The following is a 26,333-nucleotide window of genomic DNA, read 5'->3' on the forward strand; positions in this document are numbered from 1 at the left end:
GCAAGAATATTGTCGTTGGGGGCATGCTTTGCGGAGTGATGCTCATGAGCCTTTCAGCCCTTCCCCGCCGTTCAGCCTACTCGGCCTCCACGGCTCCGATCAAAGGCTACAACAGGCGAGGCTTCGTCATCGGCTGGGTGGCGATCATCGCCTTGGCGGTCGCAGGCTACGCCTTTGCCTCGAGCCATCTGTCGCCCTCGAGCGCCCAACTGCATCTCGCCAACATTGCCGGCCACACCTATCCGGTCTTCGCCCGCAGCTAAATCGCGAGTCCCGCAGCGCGTCCCGATGCCCAGGCCCATTGGAAATTGTATCCGCCCAGCCACCCGGTGACGTCCACGGCCTCGCCGATGAAATACAGGCCCGGCACCGACTTGACCTGCATGTCCGACGATTGCAGAGCCGCGGTATCGATCCCGCCAAGCGTCACCTCTGCTGTCCTGTACCCCTCGGTGCCGACGGGCTTTACCTGCCAGGCCGAGACGCCGGCAATCAGCCGCGCCATGGCCTTGCGATCGAGATCGGCGAGATTGCCCGATAGCCGCGCTTCGGATGCCACAAGCTCGGCCACCCGGCGCGGCAGGATTTCCGCAAGCGCGGTGACCACGGACTGCCGCCCGCTCCTTGCCCGCGCCTCCGATATCCACTGCTCGATATCGATTGCCGGAGCCAGATCGACGGTGATCGGCTCGCCCTCCCGCCAATAGGAGGAAATCTGCAGGATGGATGGGCCGCTCAACCCGCGATGGGTAAAGAGCAGGCCTTCCCTGAAGCTTGTCTTGCCCGAGCGCACATTTGCGTCCAGCGAAACACCCGCCAAAGGGCGCAGGCTCTCCAGCATCTTCGGCTCGAAGGTCAGCGGCACCAGGGCGGGACGCGTTTCGGTAACCGGTACGCCGAACTGCTCGGCCACCTTATAGGCAAAGCCGGTCGCTCCCATCTTGGGGATGGATTTGCCGCCCGTCGCGACGATCAGCGAGCGGGCAAATACCAGGCCGCTGGTGAGCCGGACGCGGAAACCGTCGGCACCCGGTTCTATCGCCTCGACGCTCGTTTGCAGCGCCAGCGTCGCTCTCCCCTTGCCCATCTCCGCCAGCAGCATGTCGATGATCTGCTGCGCCGAGCCGTCGCAAAAGAGCTGACCGAGCGTCTTTTCGTGATAGGCGATCCCGTAGCGCTCCACCAGGGCGATGAAATCCGCCGGCCGGTAGCGCTTGAGCGCGGAGATCGCAAATTTCGGGTTGCCGGAAAGAAAGCTCTGTGGAGCAGTGTGGAGATTGGTGAAATTGCACCGCCCTCCCCCCGAAATGCGGATCTTCTTTCCCGCTGCTTCCGCATGGTCGACCACGAGGACGGAACGTCCGCGCTGGCCTGCCGTGGCCGCGCACATCATGCCCGCGGCGCCCGCTCCGATCACCAGCACGTCGAACGTCCGCATGGCCTGCTCCAAACTCAAAACCCGCCCGGTGCTACCGGACGGGTGCATCAAGCGCAAATGTGAAAATCGGTCAGGCGACGATCAGGGTCGAACCCGAGGCCACGCGGTCGTAAAGATCCATGATGTCCTGGTTCATCAGCCGCACGCAACCGGACGAAACGTTGTTGCCGATAGTCCAGGGCTCAGGGGTGCCATGCACGCGGTACAGCGTGTCACGTCCGTTCTGGAAAATATAGAGGGCGCGGGCGCCGAGCGGGTTGTCGATGCCGCCGGGCTGACCGTGGCGCCATTCTTCGAGATGAGGTTCGCGTTCGATCATGGCGGCGGGGGGCGTCCAGGTGGGCCATTCGCGCTTGAACTGGATCACGCCGCGCCCCGACCAGCCAAAGCCCTCGCGCCCAAGACCTACGCCATAGCGCACGGCCTGCCCACCTTCACGAACGTGATAGAGATAGTGCGCGGCGGTATCGATATAGATGGTGCCGGGCCGCTCTCCGGTGGGATCGGGAACCACGCGCCGATAGTAGGCGGGATCGACATAGCGCAGGTCGACGGCAGGAACATAATGCTCGCCATCCCAGACGCCGCTGTACATGTTGACGTAGAACGGATCGAACTGCGGCGTGGCGGGAGCCGCGGGTTGGCTCGTTGTGCTCGAGCATCCGGCGAGCGCCAGCGCCGAAAGGCTGGCGGCCCCGGCGAGGAACTGGCGGCGGGGGAGAATTGGGGTGGCTGTGGTCATCTGTCTTCTTCTGGCTAGCGTTTCCGGCGCGCTGTGTGAAATATGGCGGGCTCGACATTGTTCCGCCCTCGTTGGTGCACAGAGGGTGCTCTGTTGCCGATCGGCATCACATGTTTTGCCCCGACGGGAATGTTCGCGGATGTCGCCGCCATTGCCCAGGCCCTCCCAGGAAGCCCGAGAATCCGGGTCTTTCGGAGTGCGCCGGTCTTTCCCGGGCATCTAGCAATCGCGATGGTTTACAATTGAGTAATGACGTTCCCTGCTCGCAGATTTGTGACCGGCGATCAACCTTCGAGTTCCTCGCGCAGCATTTCGAGTTCCAGCCAGCGGTCCTCCATTTCGGCCAACGCCTGCTGCGCGGCAACGAAGTCGGATGTCGCGGTTTCGAACCCCTTGGGGTCGCGGGCGTAAAGACCGGGATCGTCGAGCTTGGCCTGTAGCTTTGCGATTTTTCCGCGTAGCGCATCCATCTCTTTGGGCAGCGTTTCGAGTGCGTGTTTTTCCTTGAACGAAAGTTTCCGCTTCTGCTGCTGCACCTGCGGTTGTGCGGCGGGCCTTTCCTTTGCCGCCGCAGCCGGTTTTTCGACCTTTCGGGCCGAAACACCCGCTCCGCGCTGGGCGACCATGTCCGAATAGCCGCCGGCATATTCGGTCCACACCCCGTCTTCCTCCGCCACGATGATCGAACTCGCCACCTTGTCGAGAAAATCGCGGTCGTGACTCACGACGATGACCGTACCGGCATAGTCGGCGATCATCTCTTCGAGCAGGTCGAGGGTTTCGAGGTCGAGGTCGTTCGTGGGTTCGTCCAGCACCAGGACGTTGGAGGGCAGTGCCAGCGCACGGGCCAAAGTCAGCCGATTGCGCTCGCCGCCAGAGAGCTTGCTCACCGCCGTGCGCGCCTGTTCGGGGGTGAAGAGAAACTCCTTCATGTAGCCGATGACGTGCTTGGGCTCGCCATTGATGGTCAGCGTGTCGCTGCCCCCGCCGGTCAGCACGTCCTTGAGCGTGGCATCCGGGTCGAGAGAGGCGCGGCGCTGGTCGAGAACCGCGAGTTCGAGCCGCGTGCCGAGCCGGACGCTGCCTGTATCCGGCTCGAGATTGCCGGTAAGCATGCGGATCAGCGTCGTCTTGCCCGCCCCGTTCGGCCCCACGATGCCCACGCGGCTGCCGCGCAGGATGCGCGTTGAAAAGTTCCTGACCACGGTACGGTCGCCGAAAGCTTTCGAGATGTCTTCGGCCTCGACCACCATGGTGCCCGAGGTCCGGCCCTCGGTCACGGTCATTTTCACATTGCCCTGCGGTCCGCGATAGTCGCGCACCTGCTGGCGCAGGCCGGCAAGTAGGTCCATGCGGCGCACATTGCGCTTGCGCCGCGCGGTGACGCCATAGCGCACCCAATGCTCCTCGGCAGCGATCTTGCGCGCCAGCTTGTGCTGTTCCTTTTCCTCCTGTTCGAGGAAATCGTCGCGCCAGGCTTCAAACCCCCCAAAGCCCTGATCGATGCGCCGGGTCTGCCCGCGATCGATCCAGACCGTCGAACGCGTGAGATCGGAGAGGAACCGCCGGTCGTGGCTGATCAACACCAATGCCGAGCGCAGCGATTTCAGCTCCTCTTCCAGCCACTCGATGGCCGGCAGGTCGAGATGGTTGGTCGGCTCGTCGAGCAAGACGATATCGGGTTCGGGGGCAAGCACCCGCGCCAGCGCCGCACGCCTTGCCTCCCCGCCCGAGAGCGACCCGGGCTTTTCCTTGCCGGTGAGCCCGAGCTGTTCGAGCAGATATTGCGCACGGAACGGCTCGTCGGCCCCTTCGAGCCCGGCTTCCACATAGGCCAGCGTCGTTTCGAACCCCGAAAGATCGGGCTCCTGGGGCAGATACCTGACCGTCGCGCCGGGCTGGAAGAACCGCTCGCCCGCATCGGGCTCGATGATCCCCGCGGCGATCTTGAGCAGCGTCGACTTGCCCGACCCGTTGCGCCCCACCAGCGCGATCTTGTCTCCTGGGGCGACCGAAAGTTCGGCCCCCTCGAGCAGCGGGGCGCTGCCCATGACAAGGCGGATCGATTGCAGGGCAAGAAGCGGGGCGGGCATGGATATCCGTGGAAGCTGGAAAAGAACGGGCGAGATGTGGCGAAAAACCTCGCCCGATGCAAGGCCCCTCTAGGCCGATTGCGCCATGGCCTTGGCCGCGGAATCAATGCGGATACGGGCCCAGACCGGCAAATGGTCCGATCCCTTGCGGGCCATCTCGGAGGTGTGCACGCCCGACGCCGCTACCTCGATATCCATCGTCGTGATGATCCGGTCGAAATTGAGCATCGGGCGCGAAGAATGAAAACTCGGGCCCGGAGCGATGACCCTGTGGTTTTCAGCGAAATGGGAAAGACAGCCGCCCTCGGTCGTCCACTGGTTGAGGTCGCCCATGATCACCGTCGGCAGCGCCTCGTCGAGCACGTCGAGCTGATTGAGCACCGATTGCGCCTGCCGCCGTCGCCAAAGATCGACGAGCCCAAGATGCAGGCCGATGACGCGTAACCGCTCGGCGCCGATCTGCAGGTCGGCGAGCACCGCGCCGCGCGGCTCGAGCGCGGGCAGCGTCAGGGTCATCGTATCGAGCACGGTAATGCCGCGCCGATAGAGAATGGTGTTGCCGTGCCAGCCGAGGCTTTGTTCACGAACCCCGAAGCTGATCGCCTCATAATCCGTGCGCTCGACGATCATCTCGGGCGAGAGCGAAGCCGACCGGCTTCCGAACCGCCGGTCCACCTCTTGCAGCGCCACCACATCGGCATTGACCTCGTTGAGGATATCGAGAATGCGGCCGGGGTCGCGCCGCCAATCGGTGCCCACGCTCTTGCGGATGTTGTAGGACGCAATAGAGATCATGAAACAATCATTGCTTGGAGGATGTGGCAGGTCAATGAAGCCCCGCCCGAGTTGGTTGCTATAAAAGCGTTGCGATCTGGGCCTCAATAAGATCGACGGCATGGGCGAGCTTTTCATCGATGATCCCGAGATCACGCGTCCAGTCCAAAATCCCGGCGAGTTCGGTCGCGCCATCCGATATCCCGCGCAGCACGATCAACGGAACGCCGAAACTCTGGCAGGCGCGCAGGATGGCAAAGGACTCCATGTCCACCATGTCGGCGTCGATTTCCGCATAGGCCGCGCCGGAAACCACATTGCCGCCGGTGGAAAGCCGAGCCGGCGTCAGGCCCGCGATTCGCGGATAAAGCGCGATCTCCGCCTCCAGATCGAGAAACGGGGTAACGCCGCGTGGAAACCCCAGGGCGCTCGCATCCATATCGCGGTAGGAAACCGAGGAAGCCTGATAGACCCCGGCGTGTTCCAGCATTGCCGATCCCGCCGAGCCCAGGGAGACGACGATATCGGGCAAGCTGCCCGCAACCTGCGCTTCCGCCAGGGCACGGGTCACCGCCACCGCCGCCTCGACCGGCCCGATGCCGGTCATCAAGGGCTTGATCCGCGCCCTCAGGTTCGCCCCATATTCGGCATCGGCTGCCATGACATACAAGATATTGCTCATCTGATCTCGCCCGTTTGCAATCACCCAAGAGTGGCAACAGCCGCCGCGCTTGCGCAAGCCGCCTTCGCCGTTGTCACGCCGCATCGGTTACGCCATGATCGCGGGCCGATCGTGGAGGAGAACCGAGGCTGTCGGGCTTGAAGGCATTTTCGTTGCGCAGGATCGCCGTCGCCTTGGCGGCGGTCGCGCTGGTGTGCGCGCTGGCGGCGCTCGCCTATACCCTCTCCTACCGCGCCGGCATCGACCGGTTGAGCGGGCAACTGCGCGACCGGCTGACGGTGACGCAGCGCTCGGTGGAAAGCGAAATCGAGCGGTTCGGCTATCTCCCCGAAGTGCTCGGCGAAGACGAACGCATACTCGAACTGCTCTCCGAGCCCACCCCCGAAACGGTTCGGCTCGCTAACGCCTATCTCGAAACCGTGACCAGCCATTCGCTGGCCGACGTCGCCTATGTCATCGATACGGACGGGCTGACGCTCGCATCCTCGAACTGGAACCTGCCGACCTCCTTTGTGGGCCACAATTACAGTTTCCGCCCCTATTTCGGAGAAGCGCTCGCCGATTGCGAGGGCTCGTACTACGCAGTGGGCGTGACCACCGGCGTGCCGGGCTATTTCCTCTCCGCCCGGATCGACGGACCGCAAGGTCCGCTCGGCGTGGTCGTCGTCAAGGTCGATATGGCACCGCTTGAGCAGGCCTGGGCGCGGGCAGGCGAAATGACCGGCCTTGCCGACGACGCCGGCGTCGTCTTCCTTTCCGGTATCGTGGATTGGAAATATCGTCCGCTGCATCCGCTTGCCGCCCACGATCGCCAGCTGATCGACCAGGAACGGCGATATGACGCCATCGACGTCGCCGCCCGTGCGCCGCTGGTCGAAGCGGGGTTCGGTTCGAGCCAGCAGGTTTTCATCGAGGACGAGAACCACTCCCTCGCCCTCAGCACCATCCGCATCGAGCCGCAAGGCTGGCAATTGTTCACCGCCCAGCCCACCGCTCCCGTGGCCGATGAGGCACGACTGGTGGCGGTGCTTGTCGGCCTGCTGTCGCTCCTTTGTATCCTCATCGGGCTCTACGCGTATCAACGCCGGCAGTTGACGCGCTGGAAACTGGAGCAGAACGCCGTACTCGAGCGCCGGGTGGCCGAGCGCACCGCCGAGCTGCGCGAAACCCAGGACAGCCTCATCCATGCCGCCAAGCTCGCCGCGCTGGGCCGGATGTCGGCAGCGATCGTCCATGAGGTGAGCCAGCCGCTTTCGGCCCTCGACACCACCCTTGCAGCCGCCGGCATGCATGCGCAAAAGGAGGGAGCGGCCAAGGTCCAGTCTTCGATCCAGACCGGCCGCGCGCTGCTCAGGCGCATGCAAAGGACGGTCAAGCATTTGAAAAGCTTCTCCTCACGCACCCAGGCCCTGCCCACCGATCCGATCTCCCTTGCGGCATCGGTCAACGCTGCCATCGAGATCGTCGCCCCACAGGCAAGGGAGCAAGCGGTCGAAATCCGGTTCTCACCCGAAGCGGATCATGTGCTGGTTGCCGTGAATGCCGTGCGCATTGAACAGGTACTGATCAACCTCCTGCTCAATGCCATAGACGCGACGGCAACCCTGGGCAATTCCACCGTCGCGATTTCCATCTGTTCAGGGGCAGATCGTGCACTCGTCGAGATCGTGGATTCCGGCCCCGGCATTCCCGAGGAGATTGCTGAAAAGATCACCGAACCGTTCTTCACCACCAAGAAGACCGGCGAAGGCCTGGGCCTCGGCCTCTCCATTTCGCGCGCCATTCTCGAGGATTACGGCGGAACGCTTTCCTTCGCCCCTGCCGTGGGTGGAGGCACCCTCACCACCGTCTCCCTGCCCCTTGCGGCACATCAACCCCTGGAGCGCACCTCATGAGCCGGGGCCGCGTGGTATTCATCGATGACGAACCGGACCTTTGCGCCGCAGCGGCCGATTGGCTCGATGTGTCCGGTTTCGCTGTGGAAACCCACACCGATCCTCTCGCCGCGCTTGCGGCAATCGATACCGACGGCTGCGAATGCGTGGTCAGCGATATCCGCATGCCCAAGCTGTCCGGCCTCGAACTTCTCGAGCGCCTGCAAAAGGCCGATCCCGACCTTCCGGTGATCCTGCTCACCGGTCATGGCGACGTGCCCGTGGCGGTGGAGGCCATGCGCGCCGGCGCATACCACTTCCTCGAAAAACCCTATGACGCCGAACAACTGGTTTCGATCCTCGACAACGCCGTCGAAAAGCGCCGCCTCAAGCGCGAGATTTCACGCCTTAAACATCAGCCGGACGATATCGAAGCGCGCATGATCGGCATCTCGCCCGCCATGGCGCATATCCGCCGCTCCATACTCCATCTCGCCGATATCGAGGTCGATATCCTGATCACCGGCGAAACCGGCACCGGCAAGGAAGTCGCCGCCCGCGCGCTGCATGATTTCGGCCGCCGCCGATCGGGCAATTTCGTCGCCATCAACTGCGCTGCCATCCCCGAAACCATCTTCGAGAGCGAACTCTTCGGCCATGAGAAGGGCGCCTATACCGGCGCCGGCGCGGCGCGCGAGGGCAAGCTGGTGTTCGCCTCGGGCGGCACGGTGTTTCTCGACGAGATCGAATCCATGCCGCTCGCGTTGCAGGCCAAGGTGTTGCGCGTCATCCAGGAGCGGGTGGTCGAACCCTTGGGCTCCAACCGCCAGATCCCTATCGATGTCCGCTTCATTGCCGCCACCAAGACCGACCTGCGCGCCGAAAGCGAGGCCGGCCGTTTCCGTTCCGACCTCTATTTCCGGCTGGCCACCGTCGATCTAGCGCTTCCCCCGCTGCGCGGGCGGCGCGAGGATATCGGGCTGCTCCATTCGGTCTTCGCGCGCCGCGCCGCCGAGCGCTTCGGCCTGCCGTTGCGCGAGCTCTCTCCGGCGGCCTTGGCTGAACTCGAATCCCGCCCCTGGCCGGGCAATGTCCGCGAGCTGAAGGCCTTTGCCGAGCGCACGGTGATCGGCATCGACAGCGCCACTTCACCGGAAGAGGGAGGCGCGCCCAGCCTGCCCGAGCAGGTCGCGCGATTTGAAGCGGGCGTCATCGCCCGCGCCCTCGATCAAGCTGAGGGGTCGAGCGCCCGCGCCGCCTTGCTCCTGGGAGTGCCACGGCGAACGCTCAACGAGAAAATCGTCCGCTATCGGCTGCGGGCCATAGCAGAATCTGGCGAATTTCCGCTCGCGTAATTGGGAAGCTGGCAGAAATCCGCCAAGTCATACCGGAAACAGGCCGTATTTTCTGCTGTTCATGATTGGCATGACGATTGCACAATAGGGCTTGGGCGCGCCGCGAGGAGATGGCGGGCCGCACAACCCTTTGGGAGGAATTCCATGAATGCACTTTTCACGCGTCTCGGCGCGACCGCCCTGCTGAGCACTGCTCTGGCCGCTGCCCCCATGGCCGCACAGAGCCAGGAGTTCATCAACGTTCTCACCGGCGGCACCTCCGGCGTATATTATCCGCTCGGCGTCGCGCTGAGCGAAATCTATGCCGACGGCATCGAGGGCGCCCGCACCCAGGTGCAGGCCACCAAGGCCTCGGTCGAAAACCTCAACCTGCTGGCCCAGGGCCGCGGTGAAATCGCCTTTGCGCTTGGCGACTCTGTCGCGCTCGCCTGGGAAGGCAACGAGGAAGCCGGCTTCCCCGGCCCGCTCGAAGGTTTGCGGGCCATCGGCGCGATCTATCCCAACTACGTGCAGATCGTTGCCGATGCGCAATCGGGCATCGTCAGCCTCGAAGACCTGCCCGGCAGATCCATGTCCGTGGGCGCTCCGGCTTCGGGCACCGAACTCAACGCCCGCGCCATCTTCGAAGCGGCTGGCCTGAGCTATGACGACCTCGGGCGTCTCGAATACCTGCCCTACGCGGAATCGGCGGAGCTGATTAAAAACCGCCAGCTCGATTCCACGCTGCAATCGGCCGGTCTCGGCGTCGCTTTCATCCAGGACCTGACCGCAACCCACGAGATCAACATCGTGGCCATTCCCGCCGAAGTCGTGGAGTCGATCGGCGCGCCCTATGTCCCCGCCGTTATCCCTGCCGGGACGTATCGCGGCCAGATGCAGGACGTCCCCACCGCCGCCATCGGCAACATACTTGTCACCCATGACGGTGTGAGCGAGGAAACCGCCTATCAGATGACCAAATTACTGTTCGAGAATCTCGACCGCATGGAGGCGGCTCACAGCGCCGCCGCCTCGATCGACATCAACGCGGCTGTCGAAGGTCTCCCGATCCCGCTGCATCCGGGCGCGGAACGCTATTACCGCGAACAGGGCATCATCGAGTAACAACCGCATCCGTGCGATCCGCCACATTGGGCGGGTCGCACCACCGCTCTTTTTGGGAGGAAAGAGAAAATGAGCCAAACCGGTGACGTCCGGGCCGACGCCCTTGCCCGCCAATCGGAAGAAGAAGCGGCCGAGGGCCTGCCCCCTGGATTTGGCACGGGCATTCCCGGCAAAATCGCGTTTGGGATCGCCATCGCCTTTGCCCTTTTTACGCTGTGGACTGCCGCCTACGGCTCGTTGCCGAGCCAGGTCGTGCGCGCCATGCACGTGGGTTTTCTCCTGCTCCTTACTTTCGGCCTGGTCGCCAATCTCATCGCCAAGACCGTGCTGACCAAGGCCATCTTCTGGGCGCTGGGCGTCGCGGGCTTTCTCACCGGCGTCTATAACTGGGTCTTCTATGTCGACCTCATCCGGCGTACCGGTTTTCTCACCACAATGGATCTGGTCGTCGGCACCACGGCAGTCGTGCTGGTGTTCGAAGCCGCACGCCGAATCCTCGGCTGGCCGCTTGCGGTGATCGCGGCAATCTTTCTCGCCTATTGCTTCTTCGGCCAGCACCTCCCAGCTCCGCTCATCCATCGCGGCTACAGCTTCGAATTGATCGTCGAGCATTTCGGCTTCGGCACCGAAGGCATCTACGGCACACCGGTTTATGTTTCGGCGGCCTACATCTTCATTTTCGTGGTCTTTGCCGCGTTCCTGGAACGCGCCGGCATGCTCAAGCTCTTCAACGATTTCGCCCTGGGCCTTGTCGGCGGCACGCGCGGCGGCCCGGCTCAGGTGGCCGTGCTCTCCTCGGCTCTGATGGGCACCATTTCCGGTTCGGGCGTGGCGAACGTCGTGGCCTCCGGCCAGTTCACCATTCCGCTTATGAAGCGCTTCGGCTATCGCTCCGCCTTCGCCGGCGGAGTGGAGGCCACCGCCTCGATGGGGGGTCAGATCATGCCGCCGGTGATGGGGGCGGTCGCTTTCATTATGGCCGAGACCCTCAACCTGCCTTACGCCTCCATCGTCCAGGCCGCGATCATCCCGGCCCTGCTCTACTTCGCCGTCTGCTTCTGGATGGTGCGGCTCGAGGCCGCCAAGCTTGGCCTTAAAGGCATGTCCAAGGACCAGCTTCCGAACCCCTGGCAAGCGGTCAAAGAGCAATGGCCGCTCATTCTCCCCCTGGCGGCGCTGATCTATCTGCTGTTCGCCGGCTACACCCCGATCTTTGCGGGCACCATGGGGCTTGCGCTCGTCGTCGTTCTCATCCTGGGCACCCCCCTTGCCGCCAAGATCGGTCCCGTCGCCTTCCGCGTCGTGTTCTGGATCGCCCTCGGCCTTGCCGCCGCCTCCTTCACATGGTTCGGAGTCAACCTGCTCTTTGCGGTCATCATTGGGCTCATCGCCGCCTGCGCCTTCTTCAAGGGTGGACGCGAAACGCTCGCCATCTGCCGTGACGCGCTGGCTCAGGGCGCCCGTAACGCCCTTCCCGTAGGCGTGGCATGCGCCGTGGTGGGCGTGGTGATCGGCACGCTCACCCTCACCGGCATCGCTTCAACATTCATCAGCGCCATCATCGGCATCGGCGAGAACAATTTGTTCCTCTCGCTGGTGCTCACCATGGTCACCTGCCTCGTCCTGGGCATGGGCATCCCGACCATCCCCAACTACATCATCACCTCGTCGCTGGCCGGGCCGGCACTGCTCGAATTGGGCGTGCCGCTTTTGGTCAGCCATATGTTCGTTTTCTATTTCGGCATCATGGCGGACCTTACGCCGCCCGTGGCGCTGGCCTGCTTTGCCGCCGCGCCAATCGCCAAATCCACCGGCCTCAAGATTTCACTGAATGCGATCAAACTCGCCGCGGCCGGCTTCGTCATCCCGTTCATGGCCGTCTATACACCTTCCTTGATGCTCCAGGACGGCGGCTGGATGGCCGAGGCGTTCGGGTATCCTGTGGAAGTGGCCTACATCATCTTCAAGGCCTGCGTGGGAATCGGGCTTTCGGGTGTGGGACTGATCGGTTTCCTCTTTGTCAGGACCGGCCTTGTCGAAAGACTGCTATTCCTCGCCGCTGGCGTGACGCTGATTCTTGCCCTGCCGTTCACCGACGAGATCGGCTTTGCCCTCGGCCTGGTGCTCGTCGGCTTCCAGATCTGGCGGGCCCGCGCCGCCAGTAGGGCACAAGCGGCATGAGCCTGTGCATCGCCGCGGGCGGAAAGATCATCGCGCTCGCGGCGACCACCTTCAGTCTCTCCTGGACCCATTCGGTGGAAAGGACGCTCTGGCAGGAGCAATGGATCGTCCGGGAGGGGAAGCTGGCGATCACGCAAGCGACTGTGCAAGGCTCGGGCGCCGGAATCGGCCTGCCCGACAATGCTGTCCGCTCCGAGGATGGCTGGAGCTATACGCCAGACCTGCCTCCTCTGGAACGCCTCTCGCTTGCCGCCTCGGGCGCCACGCCTTCAGCCTGGACCTTATGCGCGGATGGCCAATGCCTGGAACTTGGAGCTGCGGCGGGCGATACCGTCGAGCTATGGGCCGACGGCCAGTGCAGGACGCCGTAGCGAACCTTCGCCTGCCCGAACACGTTGCCGATGCCGGTCAGCACCGGACCTGAAAACTCCTGGCGCGCCATCTTGCCAGGCAATTGGCTCAGCGTGCAGCGAATGACGGCCTTGCCAGACCGGCCGACATTGGTCGCCACGACGACCGGCGTGTCCTCATCCATCCCATGGGCGATGAGGTTTTCCGCAATCTGCGGCGCGGTGCGTCCCGACATGTAATAGACATGGGTCGTCGCGGGGTCGGCCAAGGCCCGCCAATCGAGATTGCGCGGCAACTCCCCATCGCGCGCATGGCCGGTTACGAAACGCACCGACTGCGCGCAATCGCGATGCGTGAGCGAAACGCCCAGTTCCGCCGCCAACGCGAACGCGGCCGAGATTCCAGGGATCACCGTTACCGGTATCCCATGATCGGCCAGCGCGGCGATCTCTTCACCGGCGCGCCCGAACAGCATCGGATCGCCCGATTTGAGCCGAACCACATGCCGGCCTTTACTGGCCAGCTCGAGCATCAACGCGTTGATATCTTCCTGCCGGCAGCTTTCGCGCCGTGCGCGCTTGCCGACCAGAATGCGCTTGGCCTCGCGGCGTGCCAGTTCCAGAACCTCGTCGGAAACCAGATCATCGAACAGGATCACATCGGCCGATTGCAGGGCGCGGACGGCCTTGATCGTGAGATATTCGGCGTCGCCAGGCCCCGCGCCCACCAGCGTCACGCGGCCTTGCGGAGCCCCACGAGCGTCGTCGAGCAAGGCTCGTTCATCGCCTGCGGGCGCTTGGCCCGAAAAGCTCAGATCGGCAAATCGCTCCCACAATGCGCGGCGCTCAGCTCCAGGCTTGAGCCGTTCGAGCACTTGCCCGCGCAGCTTCTGCGCCAGCCTCGCCCATTGGCTCAGCGTCTCTGGCAGCAGCGTCTCGATCCGCCGCCGCACAGCCTGCCCCAGGATCGGCGCGGCCCCATTGGTGGAGATGCCCACCACCAATGGCGAGCGGTTGACGATGGCGCCAAACTGGAACTGGCAGTGTTCGGGCTTGTCGATGACATTGACCGGAACGCCGTGCTCGCGCGCCATCGCGACGAAAGCTTCCGCTTCCTCCTCCTCACAATCGCCGACCGCCATCGCGAGGCCCTGCCATTGGGCATGTCGCCAATGGTTCTCTGCAACCGTCACCGCGCCGCGCGTCGCGAGAGCCTGCATGTCGGCGCAGGGATGATCGGCATGGACTTCAACCTGCGCCCCGGCGGCCGCCAGCAGCTCGGCCTTCCATGCAGCCGGTTCCTCTCCGCCGGCGACCAGCACGCGCTTGCCTTTGAGATCGAAGAAAACCGGCAGGCAATCGAGGGCGCCCATGCGCGGGCGTTCAGCCTCACTCGGCTGCCGCGAGACGATGTGCATCGACAATTCTCCTGATTTCCGTGCGACACGAGCCGCAATTGGTTCCAGCCTTGAGCACCGCTCCGACGGCATCGACACTGCCGCATTCGCCGCTCGCCACGACCTCCGCGATCTGGTTGGCACCCACCCCGAAACACGAGCAGACCAGCGGACCGGGGTCGGGCCGGTCGGCGCCCGGACGCCCCGAAAGGATCATGCCCCGCGTCAGCGCATCGGCATGACGCTGTCCCAGTTGCGACACCACCCATTGCCGCGCCGCAAGCACAGGGTCGGGCGCAAGATAGAGAGCGCCGGAGAGCACATCTCCAACGAAATGCGCAGCGCTGAACCGCCCGGTCCGAGCATCGATGTTTGTGATGACGGGCGCATCCTCGGAAACACCCAGCAGCGAGCGGGCGAGCGTCATCATATTGGTTTGCGGCGAGAACACTGCGATCTCGGCCCGCCAACCCGCTTCGGCCTTAGCCAGCGCCCAATAGTCCACCGTCTCAAAATCGGGACGCCGCCCGCTGACCAGGAAACCGTAGAGCGCTACATCGACCGGCGCGAGGCTGACCCGCCCCGATTTAAGCCCCGGCTGCCCTGACTGTGGATCGGTGCGCGGTGCGACCAGCGCGTTGATCCGGCCCGAGGACGACGTTTCCTCGGTCCAGTGCATGGGAACGAAGACGCTGCCCTTTTGCTGCCGCTCGCTGACCAGGGCGCGCATAATGGCCGAGCCATGCCCGTTCTCGAGCCGCACCAATTGCGTGCGCCGGATCGAGAACTTCGCCGCATCGTCAGGATGCAGTTCCGCGAACGGCTCCGCGAAATGCGCCGAGAGCCGTGCCGCGCGACCGGTACGCGTCATGGTATGCCAATGATCGCGCACCCGGCCCGAATTGAGGATCAACGTACCTGGAACGGCCGATTTCGCCGGTGGCGGGCTGAGCGGCACGATCCGCGCCTTCCCGTCAGGCGTATAAAACCCGCCCGCAGCAAAGAACCGCCCCCCGCGCTTTCCTCTGCGCGGCACCGGCCATTGAACCGGCTGCAGCCCATCATAGTCGCCATCGGCGAGGCCCGAGATGTCGAAGTCCCGGCTCCCACGGTTCCCGAGTCCTGACAATTGGGCATGTTCGGCAAAGATTTCAGCCGGGGAGGCGTAGTCGAACCCGGCAAACCCCATGCGCCTGGCCACTTCGCAGATGATCCACCAATCCGGACGCGCCTCCCCCGGCACCGGCAGAAAGGCCCGCTGGCGCGAGATGCAGCGCTCGGAATTGGTGACGCTTCCCGACTTCTCGCCCCACCCCGCCGCCGGCAGGAAAATATCCGCCTGCCGCGCCGTATCGGTCGAAGCGAACATGTCCGAGACGATCACCGTCTCGCACGCGGCGAGCGCCGCGCGTGCCCTGTCGGCGTCGGGAAGTGAAACCAACGGATTTGTCGCCATGACCCAGACGGCGCGAATGCGCCCGTCCGTAATCGCGTCGAACATCTCCACCGCCTTGAGGCCCGGCTTGCGCGCAATTTGCGGCGCATTCCAAAAGGCAGCGACATCACCGGCCTTGTCGAAATCCATATGCGCGGCCAGCATGTTGGCGAGTCCACCCACCTCGCGCCCGCCCATGGCATTGGGCTGGCCGGTGACCGAAAACGGCCCCATGCCCGGCCGTCCGATCCGGCCGGTCGCGAGGTGGCAGTTGAGAATGGCGCTGACCTTGTCGGTGCCCGAAGTCGATTGGTTCACCCCTTGCGAATAGACCGTGACGACCTTTTCGGTCTGGGTGAAAAGGTCGAAAAACAGTGCCACATCGGCAGCTGCAAGCCCTGTGGCCTGAGCCACATGCGCTATCGTCCAGTCCTCGGCGGCATCCAGGGCTTCCGAAATGCCCATGGTGTGTTCGCCGATATAGCGGGCGTCGAACGCTCCGGCATTGGCAAGGTGCGAGAACAGGCCAAGGAACAGCGCCACGTCCCCATCCGGCGCGATAGAGAGGTGCAAATCGGCACCCTCGGCGGCATTGGTCCGCCGGGGATCGATCACCACCACGCGCATGTCGCGATTGGCCTCGCGCGCGGCATTGAGCCGTTGGAACAAGATAGGATGGCACCAGGCAAGGTTGGAACCGACAAGCACGACAAGATCTGCCAGTTCGAGATCTTCATACGCTCCGGGCACGGTATCGGACCCGAAAGCCCGCTTGTGCCCGGCCACCGAGGACGCCATGCACAGGCGCGAATTGGTGTCGATATTGGCCGTGCCGATGAAACCTTTCATCAGCTTGTTGGCAACGTAATAGTCTTCGGTCAGCAATTGCCCCGAACCATAGAGCGCCACCGCATCCGGCCCATGCTCGGCGACGGTGGCGCTCAACGTTTCGGCGACGGCATCGAGTGCCGCCGGCCAATCGACGCGCTCACCCCCTATCATCGGATAGAGTTGCCGCCCCTCCAGCCCAAGCGTTTCGCCCAGCGCCGACCCTTTCGAGCACAACCGCCCGAAATTGGCCGGGTGTTCGGGATCGCCTGCGATCGCCACGCGTCCATCGGCGTCCGGGGTCGCCAGAACCCCGCAGCCCACGCCGCAATAAGGACAGGTCGTTCGAATGGGCCTGGTCATCTCACTCGGCCGCCACCGCCAGCGCGATATTGGCGTCGATCAGGATGGCCTCCCCTTCGCGCCGGAGCGCAAAGGTGCGGACCTGTCCCTCATCGGCGCCCTGCGCCTGTCCCGTTTCGAGCGAAAACACCCAATTGTGCAGGGGACAGGTCACCTGCGCCCCGTGCACGATCCCCTGGCTCAGCGGCCCGCCCTTGTGCGGGCAGCGATCCTCGATGGCATAAACCTCGTTGGCGGCGGTCCGGAACACGGCAATCCGGCCGATAGGCGTATTGATGCACCGCGCGCCGCGGAGGGGAATATCGGAAAGATGTCCGATCTTGATCCACTCGCTCATCGCGCTCACTCCGCTGCCTGGGGGAAACCGAATTCAGCCATGGCGGCGAATTCATGGGCGTCCTTGCCGTTGACCCGCTCTTCCCACGGATCGACTTGCGCGAACTTCTGGGAATGAACGAAACGGTCGAAATAATACCGGCGCTTTTCGACGTCCTCGACGATATTGGCCCTGATCGAATCCGACCCTACCCGCTTGGCCCATTTGTAGATGCGTTCGAGATAGCGCCCCTGCTCGCGATAGAGCTGAACCAGCGCCACGATGATCTCCAGCGCCTCGTCCTCGGTCCTGGCGTGGCAGAGCACTTCGGTGCCCTTGATGTCGAGCCCCGCCGCCCCGGCAAAATGGATTTCGTAGCCTGAATCGACGCAAACCACGCCCACATCCTTGCAGGTCGCTTCCGCACAGTTCCGTGGACATCCCGACACCGCCATCTTGACCTTGGCCGGCGTCCAGCTTCCCCACATGAACTTTTCGATCCGTACCCCAAGTCCGGTCGAATCCTGGGTTCCGAACCGGCACCAGTCCGATCCCACGCACGTTTTGACGGTGCGCAACCCTTTGGCATAGGCGGCGCCCGAGACCATGCCGGCCGCATTAAGGTCCGCCCAAACGCTTGGCAGGTCTTCCTTCTTGACGCCCAACAGATCGATGCGCTGGCCGCCCGTCACCTTGATGGTGGGAATGGCGAACTTGTCGGCCACATCGGCTATTGCCCGCAATTCGCGAGGATTGGTGATCCCGCCCCACATGCGCGGCACCACCGAATAGGTGCCGTCCTTCTGGATGTTTGCGTGCACCCGCTCGTTGATAAAGCGGCTCTGGTTGTCGTCCTCGTACTCACCCGGCCAGGTCGAAAGCAGGTAGTAGTTGAGCGCCGGCCGGCACTTGGCGCAGCCACAGGAGGTCTTCCATTCGAGCTCCTGCATGACCGCCGGAATGGACTTCAATTCCTTGGCGACGATCAGCCGGCGCACCTCGTCATGGCCGAAATCGGTGCAGGGGCAGACCGGCTGGATTGCGGCCGGGTTGTAGGCATCCCCCAGTGTCGCGGCGAGCAGCTTTTCCACCAGCCCCGTGCACGAGCCGCAGCTCGCCGAGGCCTTGGTGTGCGCCCGCACATCGTCGAGGTTCTTGAGCCCCTTGCCCGCGATCGCGCCGGTGATCGCCGATTTGCATACGCCGTTGCAGCCGCAGATTTCTGCATCATCCGGCAAGGCTGCAACGGCCGCCATAGGGTCCAGCTCGGCCCCTCCCTGATAGGCCTGGCCGAAAATGAGCGTGTCGCGCATCGGGGTAATGTCCTCGCCGCGCTTCAACAAATCGAAAAACCAGGCGCCATCGCCGGTTTCACCGTAAAGCACGGCGCCCACGATACGGTCGTCCTTGAGCACGACACGCTTGTAGACACCGGCAGCCGCGTCGCGCAGCACGATCTCCTCGCGGTCCTCGGCATCGGCGAAATCGCCGGCCGAATAGAGATTGACGCCGGTGACCTTGAGCTGAGTGGCCGTCTTGACCGGAGCGAAGGCCGCTTGCGTTCCGGTGAGCGTCCTGGCTGCCACCTTGGCCATCTCATAGAGCGGAGCGACAAGGCCATAGACAACGCCCTGATGCTCGACGCATTCGCCGAACGCGAGAATATCAGGATCCGAGGTCAGCATCTGATCGCTGACGACAATGCCGCGCTCCACATGCAGCCCCGCATCGGTGGCGATGCGGGTTTCAGGGCGGATGCCCACGGCCATGACGACGATATCGGCATCATAGACCGTCCCGTCCTCGAGCAGCACGGCTTCAACGCGGTCCTCGCCCAGTATGGCCTTGGTCTGCGCCTTGCAGTGGATGGTGATGCCCCGGCTTTCGAGCTCGCGTTGCAGCAGGTAGCCAGCCGCCGGATCGAGCTGGCGCTCCATCAGGTGCCCCATAAGGTGCAGCACCACGACCTCCATGCCGCGATTGCGCAGCGCCGCGGCAGCCTCAAGGCCCAGCAGCCCGCCGCCGATCACCACGGCGCGTGAGCCGGGCTTTTGCGCCGCGGCAATCATCGTTTCCACATCGTCGAGATCGCGGAAGGCAACCACTCCCGGCAAATCCTTGCCGGCGACCGGAATGATGAAGGGCGCCGAGCCGGTGGCGATCACCAGCCTGTCATATGGCGTTTCCACACCATTGGCGTGCACGGTCTTTGCAGCTCGGTCGATCCGGGTCACCGTCTGCCCAAACCGGCAGTCCACCCCATTGGCCGCGTACCAGTCGGCGTCGTGGGTCACGATCTCCTGATAGGTCTTCTCCCCCGCGAGCACCGGGGAAAGCATGATGCGGTTATAGTTGCCGCGCGGCTCGGACCCGAAAAGGGTCACCTGATAGCGTTGAGGATCGGCCTCGAACAGGTGCTCGAGCATGCGGCCTGAGGCCATGCCTGCACCAATGACGACGAGTCTTTCAGTCATGATGATACTCTTTATTCGGCGGCTATTGGGACGGCCTGGGCCGTACGGCGGTCGATGCTGCGCACCGAGAGGTGCATCCAGACCAGCGAAACAAGGACAATGGCGAACAGCAGCATGAAGCAGCTCGTCCACATGCCGGTGCGCTCGTTGAGCACGCCAAAGGCGATGGGGAGAACGAAGCCGCCCAGCCCGCCGATCATCCCGACCAGCCCACCGACCGCACCGACCGAACCGGGGTAATAGGCCGGAATGTGCTTGTAGACGGCGGCCTTGCCCAAGCTCATGAAGAAGCCCAGCACGAAAGCGACGGCGATAAAGCCGACCGCGCCAAGTTGCGGGAAGGACAGAACGAAGGTGGCGGCCGCCGAGACGATCAGCGTCCAATACATCACCGTGCGCGCGCCGTGGCGGTCGGAAAGGTGCCCGCCATAGGCCCTGAAGATCGACGCGGGGATGGAGTAGAACGCCGCGATCATCCCGGCGGTCTGGATATCGAAGCCATAGACTTCGATGAGGTAGCGCGGCAGCCACAGCGAAAGCGCGACAAAGGCGCCGAAGGCGAAGAAATAGTAGAGGGAAAAGCGCCAGACCTGCAGGTTCCTGAGCGGCGCGAATTCCTCGGCAAGGCTGCGGCCCTTGCCCCCCGACGCGCGCCGCTCCGCGATCACGGGATCGTCTTCGGTGCTGAACCAGAACACCACCGCCATGATGGCCAGCACCGCCGCCCACACCAACGCGACGGCCTGCCAGCCCAGCGCCACCATCACGAAGGGTGCCGCGAATTTGGTCACTGCCGCCCCGACATTGCCGACCCCGAAGATCCCCAGCGCGGTGCCCTGCTTGCCCGCCGGATAGAAGCGGGAGACATAGGCCACCCCAACCGCGAACGAACCGCCGGCGATGCCCACGCCCAGCGCGGCGACCAGCATCTGCTCATAGGTTTGCGCGAACGCCAGCAGCGCAGTCGCAGCGGCGGATGCCAGCATTGTGAGCGTATAGACCAGTCGCCCGCCGAACCGGTCCGTCCAGATGCCAAGCAGGAGCCGGATCAGCGAACCGGTTAGAACCGGCGTGCCGACCAAAAGACCGAACTGGGCCTCGGTGAGCCCCAACTGGTCTTTGATCTGCACCCCGATGATGGAAAAGATCGTCCACACGGCAAAGCAGACGGTAAAGGCGATCGTCGACAGCGACAGCGCGCGGCCGGCGTTGGGAGCAGTCCCCGTATCGGGCATCGGTGAGGTCATCTCGCTCTCCATTCGGATGTGAGGGTCCGGTTCGTGCCAAAACAAAAACGCCGCCAACCAGCCAAGACCATGCCGCCCCGCAGGGGCGGTTGCCTCGAAAGGTTGGCGACGTTGCCAAATTGCGGCGCCCGCCATTGGACACCTATTTCACAGCGCTAAAGGCGCTTCGATTTCAGTCTTGCACGAACCGTGCCAGTTGCCCCACTCGCTCCTGGATCGAGCAATTCCAATACCTTAGTGGGAAACCACTCTGCCGGACCTGAAGCCGCGCCGCGACGACGACGGTCAAAGCCGAAGCAATCCGCCCAAAATTTACGCAGTGATTACAAAGCGCTTATTGTGCGGGCAGGTCTGATTGCGCAGCAATATAGGCATCGAGATCATCGGGGTCGAACTGCGTTCCATCGAAGAACCCGTCGGGGCCCAGCGTCAGCATGCCCCCCTGCGCCCCGAGCGCCGTCGGCTCCACGAGGGCACCTTCGATTTTGGCGTTGGCGGACGGCACCGCCATGCCCATGCCGGCGAGCGCTGCGCGGTAGAGATCGGGCCGATAGGTCCGGGCGGCGATCTGTGCATTGCCTGCACTATGGCTCGCCTGCCCCCACCGCACCATCTGAGCATAGAACCACAGTGCGTGGCTCTGCCAGGGAAAATTCGCTGCCCGCTCGTAGGGAATGAAGAAGTCATCGACCTTGAGATTTTCGCCCCTGCCAAGCATCAGATCGCCGGTCAGCGCCCGCATCAGGATCGCATCGGAAACACCCAGCCGGTCCTCACGCGCCAGCATCCTCGCGAGCGCTTCGCGATTGGCCGGATCCCCGCTCCAGCGTGCCGCCCGCGTCACCGCTCGCAAGATCGCGCCGAGCCGTTCGGGATAGCGTTCAGCCCATTGCAGCCGTGTCCCCAGCACCTTCTCAGGGCTGGAGCGCCAGATCGAAGACTTTGTGGTGACGGTGCGCCCGATGCCGCGCGCCGCCGCGACCGAATTGAAGGGCTCGCCCACGCAATAGCCGTCGATCCGCCCGGCAGCCAAGGCATCGGGCTGGAACGAGGGCGGGACGATGACGATTTCGACATCGTGACGAGGGTCGATCCCCGAAGCCGCCAGCCAGTAGCGCAACTCGTAATTGTGCCCGCTCTCAGGATGGACGACCGCCAGCCGCAATCGCGGCGACCCGTTCTTCGCCCGCGCAGCAATGACACGCTTGAGCGCAAGTCCGGCCTGCCACGCATCGACGCCCGGACCAGCGCCCGCCCTTCGCATCTGCTCCCAGACCGCGTTGGAAACCGTCACCGCATTGCCGCCCAGCCCCAGCGCCATGGGCGCGATCATCTGCGCATCGAGTGGCGTGAGCCCCAGATTGGCGCTGAGCGGCATGGGCGCCAGCATATGCGCAAGGTCGAAATGCCCGATCGCCACGCGGTCCCGGATGTTGGCCCAGGAGGTCTCGCGCACCAGATCGAATTCGAGCCCTTCGGCCTCGGCAAACCCCTGCTCCTGGGCAGCGATCAGCACGGCCGCATCGAGCAGCGGGACATAGCCGATGGTGATGGGTGTCAGTCCCAAGCGCGCCTCCTAGGGTTCGAGCAGTCCGGCCGCCGTGATCAGGCTTTGCGCGATCTCGGCAATCTTGCGGTTCTGGTTCATGGCCGTGCGGCGCAACAGGGCATAGGCTTCATCCTCGGAAAGCCCCCGGGTCCGCATCAGGATGCCCTTGGCCTTTTCGATCGCCTTGCGGTTCTCAAGCTCGGATTTCGCTTCGGCCAGTTCCTCCCGCAAGCGCGAAAAGGCGCGGAAGCGCGAGATGGCCATGTCGAGAATGGGTTTGACCCGCTCCTTGCGCAGCCCGTCGACCACATAGGCCGAAACGCCCGCGTCGACCGCCGCTTCGATGGAGCCCGGGTCGGCCTTGTCCACGAACATGGCGATGGGCCGCTGCAACGCCCGTGACAGCGCAAAGAAATGCTCGAGCATGTCGCGATTGGGATTTTCGAGGTCGATGATCACCACATCGGGCGCGATCTCGCCGATCCGGGCCGCCACCTCGTTGATTTCGGTGATGACGTGCACATGCGCATGGCCGGCCTCGCGCAGCCCATCCTCGATGATCGAGGCGCGGATGCGATTGTCGTCGACCACCAAAATCGAAAGCGTCTGCGGCATTCCCCACCTTATGGCGGGATTTCGATCATCCGGCAATCGGGCTAAAGGCGCGGCAGATCGGCCGCGCCCTCGTTCACTGGAGCAGGCCGGCTCTGGCCAGATCGCCCATCAACTGCCGGGGGCCATAGGTCCATGGCGCACATTTGGTGGAAAGGTTGACGGTATTGACCAGCGCTCCCAGCGCCGGGGTCGAGATGGTGACCACGTCGCCCAGCTTGTGCGTGAAACCCTTGCCGGCGCCGTCCCGGTCCTGGACCGGGGCGAACATCGTGCCCAGATAAAGCACCAGCCCATCGGGATATTGATGATGCTCGCCGATCGCCGCGGCAACCAGCGATTCCGGCGTACGCGAAATCTGGCTCATGGAGGAGTGACCGGTGAGCACGAACCCGTCCTCGCCCTTTACTTCGAGTCCCACCTCCATCGCCTTGACGCTGTCGATGGTGAAACCGCCCTCGAACAAACGGATGAACGGTCCCAGCGCCGCCGATGCGTTGTTGTCCTTAGCCTTGCCCAGCAGCAGCGCCGAGCGGCCCTCCACGTCACGCAGATTGACGTCGTTGCCCAGCGTGGCCCCCACAATGCCGCCGCGTGAGGAGACGATCAGCGCCACCTCGGGCTCGGGATTGTTCCAGGTCGATATCGGGTGCAATCCCACTTCGGCCCCGTACCCCACGCTGGCCATGGGCTGGCATTTGGTGAAGATCTCGGCATCGGGCCCGATCCCCACCTCCAGATACTGGCTCCAGACACCCTTCTCGATTAGCTTGGCCTTCACGGCCATCGCGGCGTCCGAGCCGGGAACGAGTTGGGACAAATCCTCGCCAATGAGGCTGAGCATTTCCCCGCGCAACGCGTCGGCCTTGGCCGGATCGCCCTTGGCCTGCTCCTCGATCACCCGCTCGAGCAGGCTGACGACGAACGTGACCCCCGAAGCCTTGATTGCCTGCAGGTCCACCGGCGAGAGCAGGGTGGGAAGGCTTGCATCCTTTTCCTTAGCAACGGCATTGGCCATCACCGCGTCGAGCGCAGCGATCGCTTCCCCCGGAGCGGATCGCACATAGGCTGCCGGGTCTTCACCCTCGCAGATATCGCGCACTGTCGGCGCCGCCGACGACGTGATGTCAACAAGCTGCCCGTCCCGAATGGTGACCACGCGCGGGTATCCACCCCCCGGCATCTGCACACGACCGAGATAAAGTCCGGGTTCGAGAAAAGTCATGACAGGTGCTCCTTGGCAAAATCGTCATAGAGCGCGCAAAGCGCGTCGATCACCGCCCCGGCGCTTTCGCCATTGGCCAACGCAACGCTGAGGCGGCGCGAGGCAGCATCCTGGAAGGGCATATAGCCATCGAACCGCGGACGGAGATAGGATTGATCGAGCGTTTTCAACGTATCGCGGAAAAATCCGCGAACGGGCGCATTGACGGCTTCGCTCTCCCAGGCTTTCCGATGCCCCGGCTGCCCGCCAGCTTGGGCGTAGGGGCCTGCCTGCACTTCGGCGCTGGTGATCCAGAATGCAAAATCGATAGCAGCGTCGCGGTTTTGGCAATAGGCCGAAACCGCCATGCCGGTTCCTCCGATAACCGCCCCGCGCGGCCCGGCTCCATTCACGGCTGGAACATCGGCGAAGCGGACCGGCGTATCGCGGAAGCCGTCCTGGGCATAGTTGACGTAACCGAAAACATACGGGCTCAAGCTTTCCCGGCTATCGGCGCGCGCCAGCCGTTCCAGCGCATCGATCGGGTCGAGATCGAAATTGACCGGATTGATATAGGAAACGAGCTGGGCCAGGGTCTCGTACACCGAGATGCCATCGTCCCGCGCGATAAAGCCATCTCCGGCCGCGCAAGGCACGCCCATATTGGCCGCCAACGAGTAAAACGTCATGAGCGCGTGCGGCGCTTTGAGCGGCAACAGCACGCGCCCCTCCCGCGCCAAGTCCATGACGCTGTCAAGATCAGTCGCCGGACCATCGACACGATCGGGACGATAGGCCTGAACCTGCGAGGCCGCGTCGACGGGCAACGCCCATAACCGCCCTTGCCAGGCATAGCTCGGAAAAGATGGTCCCACCGAAGCGTCAGCCAGTGCATCGAGTTCTTCCGAGCGCTCGGGCACATCGAGGGGAGCAAGGCAGTTTTCGCCCACCACCTGCCCCACATGCGGATGGTCGATGACGATGAGGTCATAGGCGCGGGCCAACTCCTCCACGGGATAGGACTCGAAGTCCTGCAGGCTGCGCTTTTCCCACTGGACCTCCACACCTGTGCGGGCGCAGTAGAGGTCCGAGCACGCAACCAGCGGGTCGTAACCGCGCGGATGATCCCAGGTCATCCCTTTGAGCGTTATGGTCATAGACCGAATTCCTCCCTGATGGCGCGCGAATGCTCGCCCACCCTGGGCGCCGCCCGGTCGGTAAGCGCCCGTTTGCCGTTTATGCGGATGGGGCAGCGTGTCGTGGTGATCGAAATGCCGTCGTCGCGCCCCAGCTTCTGGAGCATTCCGAGGTACTGGAAACCCTCATGAGCCAGCAATTGCGGCCAATCGAGCACCTTGGCGCACCAGATGTCGGCCGGCTCGAACAGATCGAGCCATTCCTGCGTCGGCCGCGCCGCAATAACGCCCGCGATGATGCCCTTGATGGCGTCGCGCTCGGTGAACCAGGCCCGCGGCTCATCGCGATAGGCTGCGAGCGCCGGCAGGTCCATGAGATCGGCAAGCTTGCCCAGCGGCGTCATCGCCAAGGCAAGATAGCCGTCGGCGGTGCGGTAAACCCCATAGGGCGCCGCGAGATAAGCGTGCGCACTGTTCTTTTCCGCTCGCCTGGGCGGCCGACCGCCATCGTTGAGATGGGTGGTCAGCACCTCGAATTGCAGGTCGATCAGCACTTCGAGCAGGCTGGTCTCCACATGGCTTCCCTCGCCGGTCATGCCGCGCCGCACAAGCGCCGCCAGAACGCCTTGCGTGATCGCCGCGCCGGCCAGCATGTCGGCCACCGCCAGTCCCATCGGCACCGGCCCCTGCTCGGCATCGCCGGAAAGCCACATCAGGCCCGAACGCGACTGGGCCAGAAGATCCTGCCCCGGCAGGTGCGACCAGGGCCCTTCGGCGCCATAGCCCGAGATCGACGCAAAGACGAGCCGTGGATTGATCTGCCTCACGCGCTCATAATCCAACCCCAGACGCTCGATGACGCCCGGACGGAAGTTCTGGATCAGTACGTCGGCCTTGGCGATCAGCCGCCGCAGGGTCTCGCGATCCTTTTCGTCCTTGAGGTCGAGCGCCAGGCTCTGCTTGTTGCGGTTGATTGCGTGGAACAGCGTCGAGTCCCCGCCGATCTCGGTGTCGCTGAGATAGAGCGAGCGGGCGATATCGCCACTCTCCGGCCGCTCGATCTTGATGACCCGCGCGCCCAGATCCATCAGCCGCAAGGATGCGTAAGGACCCGAGAGGAACTGGCTGAGGTCGAGCACCAGCAGCCCATCGAGCGGCATGTCGTGCGAAGGGTGCATT

General features: G+C 63.8%; 20 protein-coding genes and 1 pseudogene. 6 read left to right on the top strand and 15 right to left on the bottom strand.

Annotated features, from left to right (window positions below):
• The first annotated feature begins 44 nt into the window (after positions 1-44).
• Entirely contained in the window at positions 45-263 is a 219-nt protein-coding gene (locus NO932_RS13185; RefSeq protein WP_309160528.1) for a hypothetical protein, read from the top strand.
• Here NO932_RS13185 and NO932_RS13190 read toward each other — a convergent pair.
• The 5 genes from NO932_RS13190 to NO932_RS13210 all read right to left on the bottom strand — a co-directional run bounded on the left by NO932_RS13190 (position 260) and on the right by NO932_RS13210 (position 5,729).
• A complete protein-coding gene (locus NO932_RS13190) occupies positions 260-1,438 on the bottom strand; it encodes an NAD(P)/FAD-dependent oxidoreductase (protein WP_309207761.1) in 1,179 nt (392 codons plus the stop codon). The genes NO932_RS13185 and NO932_RS13190 overlap by 4 nt on opposite strands.
• A 70-nt stretch (positions 1,439-1,508) precedes the next feature.
• Complete coding sequence (locus NO932_RS13195) at positions 1,509-2,180, bottom strand: L,D-transpeptidase (RefSeq protein WP_309160526.1); 672 nt, start codon at positions 2,178-2,180, stop codon at positions 1,509-1,511.
• 284 nt (positions 2,181-2,464) lie between these two features.
• Complete coding sequence (locus NO932_RS13200) at positions 2,465-4,273, bottom strand: ATP-binding cassette domain-containing protein (RefSeq protein WP_309207762.1); 1,809 nt, start codon at positions 4,271-4,273, stop codon at positions 2,465-2,467.
• 69 nt (positions 4,274-4,342) lie between these two features.
• Positions 4,343-5,068: an endonuclease/exonuclease/phosphatase family protein gene (locus NO932_RS13205; protein WP_309160524.1), complete on the bottom strand. Its 726-nt coding sequence runs from the start codon at positions 5,066-5,068 to the stop codon at positions 4,343-4,345.
• Between the two features lie 58 nt (positions 5,069-5,126).
• Positions 5,127-5,729 (bottom strand): 5'-methylthioadenosine/S-adenosylhomocysteine nucleosidase, encoded by a 603-nt coding sequence (locus NO932_RS13210; protein ID WP_309207763.1) that lies wholly within the window; start codon positions 5,727-5,729, stop codon positions 5,127-5,129.
• Between the two features lie 137 nt (positions 5,730-5,866).
• Between NO932_RS13210 and NO932_RS13215 the strand changes: the two genes are divergently transcribed.
• The 5 genes and pseudogenes from NO932_RS13215 to NO932_RS13235 form a co-directional block, all read left to right on the top strand.
• Entirely contained in the window at positions 5,867-7,624 is a 1,758-nt protein-coding gene (locus tag NO932_RS13215) for an ATP-binding protein (RefSeq protein ID WP_309207764.1), read from the top strand.
• Positions 7,621-8,958 carry a sigma-54 dependent transcriptional regulator gene (locus NO932_RS13220; RefSeq protein ID WP_309207765.1) on the top strand — a complete coding sequence of 446 codons (1,338 nt, stop codon included), beginning with the start codon at positions 7,621-7,623 and terminating at the stop codon, positions 8,956-8,958. Before NO932_RS13215 ends, NO932_RS13220 begins: the two co-directional genes overlap by 4 nt.
• A 144-nt stretch (positions 8,959-9,102) precedes the next feature.
• The gene (locus NO932_RS13225; RefSeq protein ID WP_309207766.1) at positions 9,103-10,062 is read left to right on the top strand and encodes a TAXI family TRAP transporter solute-binding subunit; all 960 of its coding nucleotides are present in this window, start codon (positions 9,103-9,105) and stop codon (positions 10,060-10,062) included.
• A gap of 69 nt (positions 10,063-10,131) precedes the next feature.
• Entirely contained in the window at positions 10,132-12,243 is a 2,112-nt protein-coding gene (locus NO932_RS13230) for a TRAP transporter permease (RefSeq protein WP_309207767.1), read from the top strand.
• Positions 12,240-12,494 (top strand): annotated as a pseudogene (locus tag NO932_RS13235) (DUF1850 domain-containing protein); the annotation flags it as partial. The gene NO932_RS13230 and the pseudogene NO932_RS13235, both read left to right, overlap by 4 nt.
• On the opposite strand, the gene cysG reads toward NO932_RS13235, so the two are convergent.
• From cysG to NO932_RS13285, 10 genes are all read right to left on the bottom strand, one after another.
• On the bottom strand, positions 12,452-14,011 hold the full coding sequence (cysG, locus tag NO932_RS13240; protein ID WP_375142749.1) for a siroheme synthase CysG: 1,560 nt from the start codon (positions 14,009-14,011) through the stop codon (positions 12,452-12,454). The pseudogene NO932_RS13235 and the gene cysG sit on opposite strands and share 43 nt — an antisense overlap.
• Entirely contained in the window at positions 13,983-16,616 is a 2,634-nt protein-coding gene (locus NO932_RS13245) for a molybdopterin-dependent oxidoreductase (RefSeq protein WP_309207768.1), read from the bottom strand. Before NO932_RS13245 ends, cysG begins: the two co-directional genes overlap by 29 nt.
• A 1-nt stretch (position 16,617) precedes the next feature.
• Complete coding sequence (gene nirD / locus NO932_RS13250) at positions 16,618-16,953, bottom strand: nitrite reductase small subunit NirD (protein ID WP_309207769.1); 336 nt, start codon at positions 16,951-16,953, stop codon at positions 16,618-16,620.
• A gap of 5 nt (positions 16,954-16,958) precedes the next feature.
• Positions 16,959-19,406, bottom strand: coding sequence for a nitrite reductase large subunit NirB (gene nirB, locus NO932_RS13255; protein WP_309207771.1), 2,448 nt, complete (start codon positions 19,404-19,406; stop codon positions 16,959-16,961).
• An 11-nt stretch (positions 19,407-19,417) separates the two neighbouring features.
• Positions 19,418-20,653 carry a nitrate/nitrite transporter gene (locus NO932_RS13260; protein ID WP_309207773.1) on the bottom strand — a complete coding sequence of 412 codons (1,236 nt, stop codon included), beginning with the start codon at positions 20,651-20,653 and terminating at the stop codon, positions 19,418-19,420.
• 334 nt (positions 20,654-20,987) lie between these two features.
• Positions 20,988-22,220: a CmpA/NrtA family ABC transporter substrate-binding protein gene (locus tag NO932_RS13265; protein WP_309207774.1), complete on the bottom strand. Its 1,233-nt coding sequence runs from the start codon at positions 22,218-22,220 to the stop codon at positions 20,988-20,990.
• Between the two features lie 9 nt (positions 22,221-22,229).
• On the bottom strand, positions 22,230-22,817 hold the full coding sequence (locus tag NO932_RS13270; protein ID WP_309160511.1) for an ANTAR domain-containing response regulator: 588 nt from the start codon (positions 22,815-22,817) through the stop codon (positions 22,230-22,232).
• Positions 22,818-22,890: 73 nt separating this feature from the next.
• A complete protein-coding gene (locus NO932_RS13275; RefSeq protein WP_309207776.1) occupies positions 22,891-24,039 on the bottom strand; it encodes a fumarylacetoacetate hydrolase family protein in 1,149 nt (382 codons plus the stop codon).
• Complete coding sequence (locus NO932_RS13280) at positions 24,036-25,175, bottom strand: extracellular solute-binding protein (protein ID WP_309207777.1); 1,140 nt, start codon at positions 25,173-25,175, stop codon at positions 24,036-24,038. Before NO932_RS13280 ends, NO932_RS13275 begins: the two co-directional genes overlap by 4 nt.
• A complete protein-coding gene (locus tag NO932_RS13285; RefSeq protein ID WP_309207778.1) occupies positions 25,172-26,332 on the bottom strand; it encodes a CaiB/BaiF CoA-transferase family protein in 1,161 nt (386 codons plus the stop codon). The genes NO932_RS13280 and NO932_RS13285 overlap by 4 nt, the downstream gene beginning before the upstream one ends.
• Position 26,333 lies beyond the last annotated feature (1 nt).

This window comes from Pelagibacterium sp. 26DY04 (assembly GCF_031202305.1).
Taxonomy (GTDB): Bacteria; Pseudomonadota; Alphaproteobacteria; order Rhizobiales; family Devosiaceae; genus Pelagibacterium.

Bases quoted from the DNA above. Each gene is read 5' to 3' on its own strand.
- NO932_RS13205 (WP_309160524.1), bottom strand. From the start codon at position 5,068: ATGATCTCTATTGCGTCCTACAACATCCGCAAGAGCGTGGGCACCGAT.
- NO932_RS13280 (WP_309207777.1), bottom strand. From the start codon at position 25,175: ATGACCATAACGCTCAAAGGGATGACCTGGGATCATCCGCGCGGTTAC.
- NO932_RS13210 (WP_309207763.1), bottom strand. From the start codon at position 5,729: ATGAGCAATATCTTGTATGTCATGGCAGCCGATGCCGAATATGGGGCG.
- nirD (WP_309207769.1), bottom strand. From the start codon at position 16,953: ATGAGCGAGTGGATCAAGATCGGACATCTTTCCGATATTCCCCTCCGC.
- NO932_RS13200 (WP_309207762.1), bottom strand. From the start codon at position 4,273: ATGCCCGCCCCGCTTCTTGCCCTGCAATCGATCCGCCTTGTCATGGGC.
- NO932_RS13185 (WP_309160528.1), top strand. From the start codon at position 45: ATGAGCCTTTCAGCCCTTCCCCGCCGTTCAGCCTACTCGGCCTCCACG.
- NO932_RS13275 (WP_309207776.1), bottom strand. From the start codon at position 24,039: ATGACTTTTCTCGAACCCGGACTTTATCTCGGTCGTGTGCAGATGCCG.
- NO932_RS13230 (WP_309207767.1), top strand. From the start codon at position 10,132: ATGAGCCAAACCGGTGACGTCCGGGCCGACGCCCTTGCCCGCCAATCG.
- NO932_RS13285 (WP_309207778.1), bottom strand. From the start codon at position 26,332: ATGCACCCTTCGCACGACATGCCGCTCGATGGGCTGCTGGTGCTCGAC.
- NO932_RS13270 (WP_309160511.1), bottom strand. From the start codon at position 22,817: ATGCCGCAGACGCTTTCGATTTTGGTGGTCGACGACAATCGCATCCGC.
- NO932_RS13220 (WP_309207765.1), top strand. From the start codon at position 7,621: ATGAGCCGGGGCCGCGTGGTATTCATCGATGACGAACCGGACCTTTGC.
- NO932_RS13195 (WP_309160526.1), bottom strand. From the start codon at position 2,180: ATGACCACAGCCACCCCAATTCTCCCCCGCCGCCAGTTCCTCGCCGGG.
- NO932_RS13245 (WP_309207768.1), bottom strand. From the start codon at position 16,616: ATGACCAGGCCCATTCGAACGACCTGTCCTTATTGCGGCGTGGGCTGC.
- nirB (WP_309207771.1), bottom strand. From the start codon at position 19,406: ATGACTGAAAGACTCGTCGTCATTGGTGCAGGCATGGCCTCAGGCCGC.
- NO932_RS13190 (WP_309207761.1), bottom strand. From the start codon at position 1,438: ATGCGGACGTTCGACGTGCTGGTGATCGGAGCGGGCGCCGCGGGCATG.
- cysG (WP_375142749.1), bottom strand. From the start codon at position 14,011: ATGCACATCGTCTCGCGGCAGCCGAGTGAGGCTGAACGCCCGCGCATG.
- NO932_RS13225 (WP_309207766.1), top strand. From the start codon at position 9,103: ATGAATGCACTTTTCACGCGTCTCGGCGCGACCGCCCTGCTGAGCACT.
- NO932_RS13260 (WP_309207773.1), bottom strand. From the start codon at position 20,653: ATGACCTCACCGATGCCCGATACGGGGACTGCTCCCAACGCCGGCCGC.